The 12002-nt window shown below is 58.3% G+C and carries 10 protein-coding genes; 8 read left to right on the plus strand and 2 right to left on the minus strand.

The genetic code is table 11. The features are described 5' to 3' along the window. The first annotated feature begins 6 nt into the window (after window positions 1-6). Entirely contained in the window at window positions 7-534 is a 528-nt protein-coding gene (locus tag INT84_RS10105) for a cupin (RefSeq protein ID WP_194206677.1), read from the plus strand. Window positions 535-549: 15 nt separating this feature from the next. Here INT84_RS10105 and INT84_RS10110 read toward each other — a convergent pair whose 3' ends face one another. Then, window positions 550-1203 carry a GntR family transcriptional regulator gene (locus INT84_RS10110; RefSeq protein WP_194206678.1) on the minus strand — a complete coding sequence of 218 codons (654 nt, stop codon included), beginning with the start codon at window positions 1201-1203 and terminating at the stop codon, window positions 550-552. A 239-nt stretch (window positions 1204-1442) separates the two neighbouring features. On the opposite strand from INT84_RS10110, the gene INT84_RS10115 reads away from it, so the two are divergent. The 7 genes from INT84_RS10115 to INT84_RS10145 all read left to right on the plus strand — a co-directional run bounded on the left by INT84_RS10115 (window position 1443) and on the right by INT84_RS10145 (window position 9157). Next, window positions 1443-2822: an MmgE/PrpD family protein gene (locus tag INT84_RS10115; protein WP_194206679.1), complete on the plus strand. Its 1380-nt coding sequence runs from the start codon at window positions 1443-1445 to the stop codon at window positions 2820-2822. A 12-nt stretch (window positions 2823-2834) separates the two neighbouring features. After that, window positions 2835-4157, plus strand: a complete 1323-nt coding sequence (locus tag INT84_RS10120; protein WP_194206680.1) for an MmgE/PrpD family protein — start codon at window positions 2835-2837, stop codon at window positions 4155-4157. Window positions 4158-4168: 11 nt separating this feature from the next. Then, window positions 4169-4930, plus strand: a complete 762-nt coding sequence (locus INT84_RS10125; RefSeq protein ID WP_194206681.1) for a sulfite exporter TauE/SafE family protein — start codon at window positions 4169-4171, stop codon at window positions 4928-4930. 110 nt (window positions 4931-5040) lie between these two features. After that, window positions 5041-6093 (plus strand): amino acid ABC transporter substrate-binding protein, encoded by a 1053-nt coding sequence (locus INT84_RS10130; RefSeq protein ID WP_228066018.1) that lies wholly within the window; start codon window positions 5041-5043, stop codon window positions 6091-6093. 92 nt (window positions 6094-6185) lie between these two features. Next, complete coding sequence (locus INT84_RS10135) at window positions 6186-7331, plus strand: amino acid ABC transporter permease (RefSeq protein ID WP_228066152.1); 1146 nt, start codon at window positions 6186-6188, stop codon at window positions 7329-7331. Window positions 7332-7340: 9 nt separating this feature from the next. Next, window positions 7341-8405 (plus strand): amino acid ABC transporter permease, encoded by a 1065-nt coding sequence (locus INT84_RS10140; protein ID WP_194206683.1) that lies wholly within the window; start codon window positions 7341-7343, stop codon window positions 8403-8405. Next, window positions 8405-9157, plus strand: coding sequence for an amino acid ABC transporter ATP-binding protein (locus INT84_RS10145; protein WP_228066021.1), 753 nt, complete (start codon window positions 8405-8407; stop codon window positions 9155-9157). The genes INT84_RS10140 and INT84_RS10145 overlap by 1 nt, the downstream gene beginning before the upstream one ends. Before the next feature lie 446 nt (window positions 9158-9603). Here the strand turns inward: INT84_RS10145 and INT84_RS10150 are convergent, their stop codons facing one another. Then, window positions 9604-11997, minus strand: coding sequence for a phosphoketolase (locus INT84_RS10150; protein WP_194206684.1), 2394 nt, complete (start codon window positions 11995-11997; stop codon window positions 9604-9606). Window positions 11998-12002: the final 5 nt, after the last annotated feature.

The raw sequence follows: 12002 nt of genomic DNA on the forward strand, positions 1-12002 counted from the left end.
ATAACGATGCCCGACCATCATCAGCCCCCGGTTTTACCGCAGACGCAACATTTCGTTGCCCATGAATGGGTCCCTAATCATCCTTTTCTGACGGTGCTGCTTTATCAGCGCGTGGTGACCGAAGGGGATATCGCCAGCCAGTTTGAGCAGCGCTTTGCCGATAACGGCTGGCCGCCGCAATGGCGCGATGGCATCTTTGATTACCATCATTACCACTCTACCGCGCATGAAGTGCTGGGTATTGCCGCCGGTTCTGCTCGCCTGCTGCTGGGAGGGCCAGGCGGTAAGGAATTTAACGTGCGTAAAGGCGATGTACTATTACTGCCGGCAGGTACCGGGCATCGCCGGTTATCCGCCTCCGACGATTTTCTGGTGGTTGGCGCGTATGCATCTGGTCAGAAGCCCGATCTGTGCAAAACGGCAGCGACGCCGGAGATGCTGGCCCGCATTGCTTCGCTGCCGTTTCCTGACAGCGATCCGGTGAATGGTGAGGCGCATGCGCTTAGCGAATACTGGCAGCGGTCTGGGGAATAGTGCTTCGCCGCTGGTTTAGTTATCCAGTTGACTGATAATCGCGAGGCGGGCGCGATAGCCGTTGCGGATATGCTGACAGGCAGCGTCCTGCGCCGCCTCAACATCGCGGCGGGTGAGGGCATCAACCATCGCCTGATGCTCGCACTTTGCCTCTTCCGCCCGGTCCGACAGCGCATAGGTGGTACCGCGCAGCAGTGACAGATGAATGCGCAAATTATCCAGCATCTCATTAAGATACGGATTGTGGGTGGAGCGATAAATCTGCCGGTGAAACAGGCGGTTATGATCGTGCAGCGCTTTACTGTCTGTCAGCGTTTTTTCCGCATCCACCATACGTTGCAGGAGCGCAATTTCTTCATCAGATGCGGCTGCCACCGCCAGCTGCATGGCAATCTTCTCCAGTCCTTCTCGGACGGCAAAAAGCTGACGCAAACGGTCATAGCTGATATTGGCGACGATCAAACCGCGTTGCGGCCCCGGCTCTGCCAGACCCAGGGTTTCCAGGCGATGCAGCGCCTCACGAATAGGGGTTCTGCTAAGGCCAAATTGCGCTGCCAGCCGGGTTTCCTGTAGTCGCTCGCCGGGCAGCAGCTCGCCGCGTTCAATAGCCGTAATCAGTATCTCGAAAGGTGACATTGTCACATCACGCTCGCCAGGTTTTACGTTCATAATTTCAGAGGGTTTTTCCAGTTTACAGGCCAGAAATGCGTGCCATGAATGTAGCGCCATATTGCCACAGTAAATCATGTTTCATCGCTCATTTTGTTCTTAGCATAGCTAAAAATCGTCTTTTGACCTTTGCGCCGTCGCTGGTATGTTTAAAGCCTGATTTATTGTATACAAATGAATTCAATCAATCATCTTATTGTTTTATAAGTTTTTTGTAGTCAGCATCAGGGAATTTTACCATGACAAAAAAAGACACCGTATCTGGCTCTTACCCCCGGGGAGACCAGCTCAGTCATTTTATTCATCACGCTCATACGATACCGATCCCGGAGACGGTGCTGCATGAGGCCAAACGCGCGCTGATTGATTACCTCGGCGTAGCGCTGGGCGCGGTAAATGACGATGCGGTGCGCGCCGTGCGGCAGGTGGCACGCCAGTGGAATGCCACCGGTGCGGCGCGGGTTATTCTTGGCGAAACCACCACGCCGGGTCTGGCGGCGCTGATAAATGCCACTATGGCCCATGCGGCAGATTATGACGATACCCATCCTGCGGGCGCGGGCCATCCTGGGGGGCCGTGCTGGTCAACGGCGCTGGCGATGGCGCAGGCGCATCCGGTCAGCGAGGAACGGGTACTGAAAGCCTTTATCGCCGGGTTCGAAGTGATGGCAAAACTTGGCGGCGGCTGGGTGCCGGGAGTAGGCCGTAATTTGCAACGCCGCGGTTTTCATCCGACAGCCATCGTCGGACGCGCGGGCGCGACAGCGGTCGCGTCCTCTCTTCTCGGGCTTAGCGAGCCGCAAATTCAAAACGCGCTCGGCGCGGCAGCAACCATGATGGGCGGGCTGCAAAAGTCCTCGGGTACGCACGGTAAGCCTTTTCATGCGGGGAAAGCCGCGATGGATGGGATCCTCGCGGCGCAACTGGCCGCAGAAGGCTTCGTCGGCGCGCATCATTTTTATGAAACGGACGGCTGGGTGAAAAACTTTATCCAGGATGGCAGTGCGGAAATACCGCCGCTGGATTTTGGCGAAAGCTGGGAGCTGCTGACCAACGGCTACAAGCTGTATGCCAGCTGCCGGGGAACGCACGCCTCCATTGAAACCGCACGACAGCTTTACCCGCAGCTACAAGGTCGCGCCATTGTTCGCATTGACGCCAAAGTGCATCCGATGGGGATGGTTAACGCCGGGATCCTCAATCCGCAAACGCCGCTGGAGAGCAAATTCAGTATTCCGCACTGCATCGCGCTGGCGCTGAGCGGATATGCGCTCACCGATACCGATTTCACGCCGCAAACGGTGGCCGACCCCGCGCCGCGTGCGCTGCTTGAGTTGCTTAATGTCGAGGCGGTTGAGGGGCAATCCGCCAGCTCCGCCTTTATTGACGTCTGGCTGGAGGATGGCGAGGTACTGCACGCCCATACTGAGGTGTATCGCGGTCACGCGCAAAACCCCTTAACCGACGAGGAACTGCGCGCCAAGTTTGATTCGCTGGCAATTCCGGCACTCGGGGCGCAGAAGAGCGAGGCGTTGTATCAGGCGGCGGCGCATTTTGAGCGTCCAGGCTCCCTGGCAACCCTCACCGCGCTGCTGGCAGGCGAATTCACTGAATTTTAAAGGAGTAGAGGTATGAGTATTGCCGGACAACTCGCTGCAAATCTGTTGCGCTTCTCGCAGCAAAGCTTTTCACCAGCAGCACGCGAGCAGGCGCGAACCGCTATTATTGACACCCTCGGGGTAACGCTGGCGGGTGGCGCGCAGGACGGGGCAGAAAAACTGCGCCGCGTCATTGTTCCTTCGGCCGCGACCGGGAATAGCCGCGTTTTCGGCACCGATCTGCGGCTCAACGCGCTGGATGCCGCGCTGCTTAACGGCACATCATCACATCTGCTGGATTATGATGATTCAAATTCCTGGCTGCACGGGCACATCTCGGTTGCCGTCCTGCCTGCCGTGCTGGCACTGGCGGACGAGCACGCGCTTAACGGCGAGGCAATAATCCGCGCATATCTCTGCGGCTATGAAACCGCCGTGCGGATGGGTAAAGCGGTCAGCCCGTTCCAGTACCGGCACGGCTGGCATCCGACCACCACCGTGGGGATTTTCGCCGGTGTGGCTGCCTGCGCGGTGCTGCTCGACTTAACGGAAGCGCAAACCGCGACGGCGCTGTCGATATGTGCCTCGCTCGCGTCCGGTATTAAATCCAATTTTGGCAGCCAGACCAAAGCGCTGGTCGTCGGCCAGGCGGCACGCAGTGCGGTGATGGCGGTGCAACTGGCCCGGGAGGGGTTCAGCGCCGGGCAAACGGCGCTGGAACATCACCACGGCTATTTCAACGTTTTTAACGGCAGTGAGAATGTCGATCCTTCCGCGCTGACCGAACGCTGGGACGGCACGCCGTACATTCTTGATACCGAAAAGAGCAACAACTTTAAGTACTTCTCCTGCTGTTACGCCATTCTGTCGCCGGTGGACGGCGTGCTGGCGCTGCGCGAGCAGACGGGCCTGAAAGCGGAGCAGATCGAACGTATTGAGGTGCAGGTGCACCCGATCCGCTTCCCGCATATCAATATTCCGCAGCCGGAAAATCCGCTGGCAGGAAAATTCAGTCTGCACTACTGCGTGGCGCGGGCCTTTGTCGCCGGGACGCTGACGCTGGAGGATTTTATCGACACGGCGCGTTTTGCCGATCCGACGACGCAGTCATTAATGCACAAGGTCACGCTGGGTTGCCATGACGAGGCGACGACGCATCGAGCCTATGTCACGCTGACCACCACAGACGGGCGTCAATTTCACCAGGCGATTGCCGGGGCGCGGGGTTCCAGCCCGGGTAACCCGCTGGCGGAAGGCGTGCTGGCGCAAAAATTTATCGATTGTGCCACGCGCGTGATGTCTGCGGATGACGCACAGGCGCTGTATGCCCGCCTGCTGCAAGACGATTATCGCTAAGTGGAACCGCTATGACCTTATCGCTTATTCCTGCTGACATTTCGCCGCTGTTTGCCGGGGTGATGGTGTTTTGCAGTTTTCTGACCTCGGCGCTGACGGCGGCGATGGGACTAGGCGGCGGCACGGCGCTGCTGGCGGTGATGGGGCTGGGAATGCCGGTCGCCAGCCTGATGCCGGTACACGGGATGGTGCAGTTAGGATCAAACCTGAGCCGGACGCTGATCCAGCGCATGTATGTGGTCTGGCCGCTGGTGCTGTGGTTTTTGCTCGGCAGCGCGGTCGGTATCGCCCTCGGTGCACCGCTGGCGGCGGCGATCCCGGACAGCCTGGCGCGTATCGCATTAGCGCTATTTATCCTCTGGACGGTCTTTCACAAACGCAGTGAGGCGAAGCCGACCAATAAGCTGTTTTTTGTCATCGGCGGCGGGATCAGCAGCATCGGGACGATGATTGTGGGCGCGACGGGGCCGATGGTCGCGGGGCTTATCAGTTCTCAGGGGCTGAAGAGACAACCGCTGATTGCCACCCATGCGACCTGCATGGTCCTTCAGCACGGATTAAAAATACTCGCTTTTGGTCTGATGGGCTTTGCCTGGGCGACCTGGCTGCCGGTGCTCATTGCGATGATTATCAGCGGCGCGCTGGGCACCTGGCTGGGCTCACGACTGCTCGACAACCTGCCGGAAAAACTGTTCCGCGTAGTGTTCCGGGTGACGATGCTGCTGCTGAGCCTGCAACTGCTGTGGCAGGGCGCGCAGGGCTGGTTGGGTTAGATCATTTTTGCATGTGCTACGCCATATTCCTTCTTTGCCAGAGGTCGGGCGTAGCGCGGAACATAGTCAGACGCGTTGTAAATACAAAAAATTAACCGGGAAAAGGGTCGATGATGATCAATAAAATGAAAATGCTGGCGGCGGTCTTGCTGATCGCCAGCGGAAACCTTGCCTTCTCAGCGCAGGCCGCAGACGCGCCCGCCAGCAACGGGGAGACGCTAAAGAAAATTAAAGCCCGGGGCGAACTGGTGTGCGGCGTTCATCCGGCGCGCCACGGATTTTCCTCCATCGACAGTAAAGGCCAGTGGGTCGGGCTGGATGTGGATTTCTGTCGGGCGCTGGCGGCGGCGGTCTTAGGCGATGCCAAAAAAGTTCGCTTTACGCCGCTCTCCACGGCGCAGCGTTTCCCGGCCATTCAGTCGGGTGAAGTGGACGTCCTGTCGCGCAATATTACCGCCTCGCTGACGCGCGATGTGTCGCTGGGCCTCAACTTTGCGCCGCCGAACTTTTATACCGGCACCGGATTTATGGTCCGCGCCAATAGTGGCGTGAAGAAAATTGAGGATCTGGACGGGGCCACCGTCTGCATCACGCCGGGCAGCAGCACCGAGCAGAATGTGGCGCAGATCTTCACCTCCCGCCATCTGCACTACACCCCGGTGGTGATTGAAAATAATAAAGAGTATGTGGCGGCCTACCTCTCCGGACGCTGCGATGTGCTGGCCCGTGACAAAGTCGCCTTACCGGGCGTAAAAAACGTGGATGCCGAAAACCCGGACGACCATGTGATCCTGCCGGGGATCTACTCGAAAGAGCCGCTGGCGATGGCGGTGCGTAAAGGTGACGATCAGTGGTTTGATATCGTCAAATGGGTGGTGTACGCCACGTTTAACGCGGAAGAGTTGAAAACCAGTCAGGCGAACGTCGATCAGCAACTAAAATCCGCCGACCCGGATGTGCAGGGCCTTTTAGGTGTCAGTGGTGATTTCGGTCAGAAGCTGGGGCTGGATAATCAATGGGCTTACAACATCGTTAAGCAGGTGGGCAACTATGGCGATATTTATAACCGCCACTTTGGTCCCCAAAGCGCAGAGCCGCTGGATCGCGATCTGAATAAATTATGGAATGACGGTGGCCTGCTGTATGGCTTACCGATCCGCTAACCTCCATCTGTGCGCCTGATCCTGACATGATGAAACAATCACAACATACCGAAACGCTTGATGCGCCGGGGCCGGTCAGCACCGCTGGCCTCATGACGCTTATCGGCAGTAAAACGACGCGAGCCTGGTGCTATCAAATCCTGCTCGCCGTGCTGCTGGTTGGCTTTTGCGGATGGCTTTATAACAACGTGGTGGAGAATCTGCAAACCCAGCGTATTACCACCGGGTTTGCGTTCCTCAAGCAAAGCGCCCATTTTGCGATTGGTGAAACGCTGATCGACTATACGCCGCGCGACAGTTATGCCCGCGCGGTGCTGGTCGGCTTACTTAACACCCTGTATGTCATGGCCTGCGGCATTGTGCTGGCGACGGTACTGGGGTTTATCGTCGGCCTGGGGCGGGTGTCAAAAAACTGGCTGCTGAAGAAACTGGCCGAAGGCTATGTAGAATTGCTGCGCAACGTGCCGGTGATTTTACAGGTGATTTTCTGGGCGGTGACGATCCGTAACCTGCCGTCGCCCCGCGGGGCCATTGAGCTGGCCGGGGCCGGTTATCTGACTAACCGCGGTCTGACCTTTGCGGTGTTACAGGCCGATCCCGGCTGGCTGTGGACCTTGTGGGCGCTGGCGACAGGCGTGGTACTCAGTCTCGCCCTGGCAATGCTGGCCCGGCGGTTGCGGGAGCGGAGCGGTCGCCTGCTGCCGGTGGCGCGCCTGCGAATCGTCCTTCTCGTCGGCTTGCCGCTGCTGGTCTGGTGGCTGAGCGGCGCGCCGCACGCTATCGATCGCCCGGAACTGCGAGGTTTCAACTTTCGCGGCGGCTTTACGATCAGCCCGGAATTCACCGCGCTGCTGCTGGGGATCGCGCTCTATTCATCGGCGTTTATTGCCGAGATCGTCCGCGCCGGGATCCAGTCGGTGCCGAAAGGGCAGCTTGAAGCGGCACGCTCGCTCTCCTTCTCGCGATGGCATGTGATCCGCCACGTCATTATTCCGCAGGCAATGCGGGTGATTGTCCCGCCGCTGGCCAGTCAGTATGTCAGCCTGGCAAAGAACAGCTCCATTGCCGTGGTGGTGGGGTATCCGGAACTGGCGAATATCAGCAATACCCTGATGAATCAGACCGGACAGGCACTTGAAGCGATCGCCATCATGATGGTGGTGTATCTGATTATCAGCATTACGACCTCGCTGCTGATGAATATCTTTAACCGTTACGTCGCCATTAAAGAGCGCTAAGGAGAGGCTATGCAACCTACGGCAATTGACTGGCTGCGTCGCAACCTGTTCAGTAGCGTGCTTCAGACGGTATTAACGCTGGTGCTGCTGACGGTCATCGTCACCATCGGCGCAAAACTGCTGCGTTGGGGCGTGACGGACGCGGTATTCAGCGGCGGGGCGGCGGAGTGTCGGGCCGCCGCAGGAGCCTGCTGGGCGGTGATCGGCGAAAAGTACCGGCCTATCCTGTTTGGGCTGTATCCGTATGAGCAGCAGTGGCGTCCGGCACTGTGCATGTTGATCTGGTTTGTGAGCGTCGGGCTGTCGCTGTCGCCTGCCTGCTGGCATTCACGGTTTCTGTGGCCGCTGTGGGGTGTCGCGCTGGTGGCGATGTACTGCCTGATGAGCGGCGGGGTGCTGGGGCTGTCGCCGGTACAATCGGCCGACTGGGGGGGCCTGCCGCTGACCTTGCTGCTGTTTTCCGGCACGGTGATCCTCGGTATGCCGGTCTCGGTGGCGCTGGCGCTGGGCCGTCGCTCGCCGCTGCCGTTTTTCCGTGGGCTGTCGGTGATCTTTATTGAGGGGCTGCGCGGTGTGCCGCTGATCACCATTCTGTTTGTGGCGGTGAATGTGTTTCCGTTGTTCCTGCCCACCAATATGGAAGTGAACAAGCTGCTGCGCATTATTGTTGGTATTGCGCTGTTTTTTGCCTGCTATCAGGCGGAAGTGATTCGCGGCGGTTTACAGTCCGTGCCACGCGGGCAGTATGAGGCGGCGACGGTACTGAATCTCGGCTACTGGCACACAACCACCAAAATCATTCTGCCGCAGGCGCTGCGCATCTGTCTGCCAGCAGTAACTAACCATATCATCGCCGCGATGAAAAACACCTCGTTCGTCATTATTATCGGCCTGTTTGACATGCTCACCGCGACCAGCGCCGTGATGCAGGACCCGCAGTGGCGACGCTATTACATCGAAACCTATATTTTTATCGCGGCTATTTATATTTTGTTCGGCTTTATGCTTTCCCGCTACGCCATCTGGGTAGAAAAACGCATTGACGCCAGCCACCACGCAGAAGGAGCCTCCTGATGTCCGCAGCTTTACCTAAACCAATCATCGAAATGAATGCCGTCAGTAAATGGTACGGAAAGTTTCAGGTTCTGGACAATGTCTCTCTCAACGTGGCGAAGGGCGAGCGGGTAGTGATTTGCGGCCCGTCCGGGTCGGGTAAATCGACCCTAATTCGCTGCATCAATCGGCTGGAAGAGCATCAGCAGGGGCAGATCCTGGTCAACGGCATCGAAATGAATGACAATGTGCGCAATATTAATCGCATTCGTTTGAGCATCGGCATGCTGTTCCAGCAGTTTAATTTGTTCCCCCACCTTAGCGTGCTGGATAACCTCACCATCGGCCCACGGCTGGTGCGCAAGATGAGCCAGAAACAGGCGACGGAGCTGGCGATGCATTATCTGGAGAAAGTGCATATCGGCAACCAGGCGTATAAATTTCCGCTCCAGCTGTCGGGTGGCCAGCAGCAGCGAGTGGCGATTGCCCGCGCGCTGTGTATGCAGCCAGAAATTATGCTGTTTGATGAGCCGACGTCGGCGCTTGATCCAGAGATGATCAAGGAAGTGCTGGATGTAATGCTGGATTTGGCTGAGGGCGGAATGACGATGATCGTCGTGACGCATGAGATGGGCTTTGCCCGCACCGTGGCGGATAAGGTGATCCTGATGGCCGACGGGCGGATTGTGGAATCCGCGCCGCCGGAGCAGTTCTTCAGCCAGCCTGAACACCCACGCACCCGGCAGTTTTTGGAGCAGATTTTGAGCCATTAACGTTACCAGGTGCGCGGCAAGGATGTCGGGTATGGGCGTCAGCGCTATACCCCTGATGCCCGGTGGCGCTGCGCTTACCGGGCCTACGGTCATAGCGTAACCCGCTGATATTATGACATTTGTAGGCCGGGTAAGGCGAAGCCGCCACCCGGCATTATCCGGTATGGGCGTCAGCGCCATGCCCATGATGCCCGGTGGCGCTGCGCTTACCGGGCCTACGATCATGGTGTAACCCGCTAACGCTGTGGGCGTAGGCCGGGTAAGGCGAAGCCGCCACCCGGCATTATCCGGTATGGGCGTCAGCGCCATGCCCCTGATGCCCGGTGGCGCTGCGCTTACCGGGCCTACGATCATGGTGTAACCCGCTAACGTTGTGGGCGTAGGCCGGGTAAGGCGAAGCCGCCACCCGGCATCAGTTCCACCATCAGCCACAGGGGCGCATCCCGCTACTCCGGAATATTTTCGTCGCCCTGCTGTGACGGCCATTTCCATCCCTGCACCTCTGGAAGATCTTCACCGTGTTCGCGCACGTAGCGATGATGTTCGGCGATTTTCTCCTGTAGAGTATCCAGAATATCGTCGGCTTTGCCCTGCAACTGCGGCACACGCAGGATCGCCTCCTGCGCGAGGTGGAAGCGGTCCAGCTCGTTCATCACGGTCATATCAAACGGGGTGGTGGTGGTGCCTTCTTCCATAAAGCCACGGACATGGAAATTGCGATGGTTGTTTCGCAGGTAGGTTAGCCGGTGGATCAGACTTGGATAGCCGTGGAAGGCAAATATCACCGGTTTATCCGGGGTGAACAGGGCGTCGAAGTCGTCGTCACTCAGCCCGTGCGGATGCTGATCTTTGGTTTGCAATGCCAGCAGATCCACCACGTTAACCACCCGCACATGCAGGTCGGGAAGGTACTCTCGCAGCAGATCCACCGCCGCCAGGGCTTCCATGGTCGGCACGTCGCCCGCGCAGGCCATCACCACATCCGGCGTGCCGCCGCTCTGCTCGTTTCCGGCCCAGTGCCAGATACCCATTCCCGCCGCGCAGTGCTTCTGCGCCTCTTCCAGCGTCAGCCACTGCGGCGCGGGTTGTTTCCCGGCAATAATCACGTTAATGCGATCCCAGGTTTTCAGGCAGTGATCTGCCACGCACAGCAGGGTATTGGCGTCCGGCGGCAAATAAATGCGCACAATATCGGCTTTCTTATTGGCGACATGATCGATAAACCCCGGGTCCTGATGGCTGTAACCATTGTGATCCTGCCGCCAGACATGAGACGACAGCAGATAGTTAAGCGAAGAGACCGGTTTGCGCCACGGCAGGGTGCGGGAGACCTTAAGCCACTTGGCATGCTGATTAAACATCGAATCGACAATATGGATAAAGGCTTCATAACAGTTAAACAGGCCATGCCGACCGGTAAGTAGATACCCCTCCAGCCAGCCCTGACACTGGTGCTCACTGAGGATTTCCATGACCCGGCCATCCGCGGCCAGTTGTTCATCATACGGCTTTATCGGCTCCTGCCAGGTGCGGCTGGTGACGTTAAAGACTTTACCCAGCCGGTTGGAGGCAGTTTCATCCGGCCCGAACAGGCGGAAATTATCGGCGTTGCGCTGGAAAATGCCGGCGAGGTAGCTGCCGAGCGCGTCGGTGGACTCGGCCTGGGTTTCTCCCGGTGACTGAACGTCTATCGCGTAGTCATGCAGCGACGGGGTAATCAGTTCGCGGCGCAGCCTTCCGCCGTTGGCCCACGGCGTAGACCCCATCCGTTTATCGCCTTTGGGGGCCAGCGCCTGCAACTCGGCCTTAAGCTGTCCGCGCTCATCGAACAACTCCTCCGGGTGATAGCTGCGCATCCAGCGCTCCAGGATCTGCCGGTGCTCGTCATTTTCCCGGCAGGCGGAGACCGGGACCTGATGGGCGCGCCAGAAATCTTCAACCTTTTTGCCGTCCACGGTTTGCGGCCCGGTCCAGCCTTTTGGGCTGCGCAGAATAATCATCGGCCAGCGGGGCAGCTCACCGGCAGCTTCGCCGCGTCGGGCCTGTTGCTGATAACGCTCAATAGCGTCCAGCGCTTCAGCCAGCGTCTGCGCCATTTGCCGGTGCATTTTCTCCGGTTCGTGTCCGCTGACCAGCAGCGGCGCATAGCCCAGACCGCTGAAATACTGGCGCAGGCTGTCGTCGCTTTCACGCCCCAGAATGGTCGGGTTAGCAATTTTATAGCCGTTAAGATGCAGGATCGGCAGCACCATGCCGTCGCGGGCGGCATTAAGGAATTTGATGCCGTGCCAGCTTGAGGCCAGCGGCCCGGTTTCCGCTTCGCCATCGCCAATTACACAGGCCGCAATTAACGATGGGTTATCAAACACCGCGCCAAACGCATGCGAGAGCGAGTAGCCGAGTTCACCGCCTTCGTTAATCGAGCCGGGTGTTTCCGGCGCGGCGTGGCTGGGAATACCGCCGGGGAATGAAAATTGTTTAAACAGTTTTTTCATCCCTTCAGCGTCCTGACTGATGTCAGGGTAAATATCGCTGTAGCTGCCTTCCAGCCAGGTATTCGCCACCATCCCCGGCCCGCCGTGGCCCGGACCGCAGATATAAAGAATATCCAGATCGCGCTGGCGAATGGCGTGATTAAGGTGCGCATAGATAAAATTCAGGCCCGGCGTGGTGCCCCAGTGGCCGAGCAGGCGCGGCTTAATGTGTTCCGGCTGTAGCGGTTCGCGCAGCAGCGGATTATCCATCAGATAGATTTGTCCCACCGAGAGATAGTTAGCCGCGCGCCAGTAGCGATCGAGCAGGTGAAGATCGTTATCGGTAAAAGAGGATACCTGGGTCATGCCGT

The sequence above is a fragment of the Superficieibacter sp. 1612_C1 genome, from assembly GCF_015234305.1.
GTDB lineage: Bacteria > Pseudomonadota > Gammaproteobacteria > Enterobacterales > Enterobacteriaceae > Superficieibacter.

Excerpts from the sequence above, each read along its gene's own strand:
- INT84_RS10105 (WP_194206677.1), top strand. The coding sequence starts at position 7 with ATGCCCGACCATCATCAGCCCCCGGTTTTACCGCAGACGCAACATTTC.
- INT84_RS10135 (WP_228066152.1), top strand. The coding sequence starts at position 6,186 with ATGACGCTTATCGGCAGTAAAACGACGCGAGCCTGGTGCTATCAAATC.
- INT84_RS10125 (WP_194206681.1), top strand. The coding sequence starts at position 4,169 with ATGACCTTATCGCTTATTCCTGCTGACATTTCGCCGCTGTTTGCCGGG.
- INT84_RS10120 (WP_194206680.1), top strand. The coding sequence starts at position 2,835 with ATGAGTATTGCCGGACAACTCGCTGCAAATCTGTTGCGCTTCTCGCAG.
- INT84_RS10145 (WP_228066021.1), top strand. The coding sequence starts at position 8,405 with ATGTCCGCAGCTTTACCTAAACCAATCATCGAAATGAATGCCGTCAGT.
- INT84_RS10130 (WP_228066018.1), top strand. The coding sequence starts at position 5,041 with ATGATGATCAATAAAATGAAAATGCTGGCGGCGGTCTTGCTGATCGCC.
- INT84_RS10110 (WP_194206678.1), bottom strand. The coding sequence starts at position 1,203 with ATGAACGTAAAACCTGGCGAGCGTGATGTGACAATGTCACCTTTCGAG.
- INT84_RS10140 (WP_194206683.1), top strand. The coding sequence starts at position 7,341 with ATGCAACCTACGGCAATTGACTGGCTGCGTCGCAACCTGTTCAGTAGC.
- INT84_RS10150 (WP_194206684.1), bottom strand. The coding sequence starts at position 11,997 with ATGACCCAGGTATCCTCTTTTACCGATAACGATCTTCACCTGCTCGAT.
- INT84_RS10115 (WP_194206679.1), top strand. The coding sequence starts at position 1,443 with ATGACAAAAAAAGACACCGTATCTGGCTCTTACCCCCGGGGAGACCAG.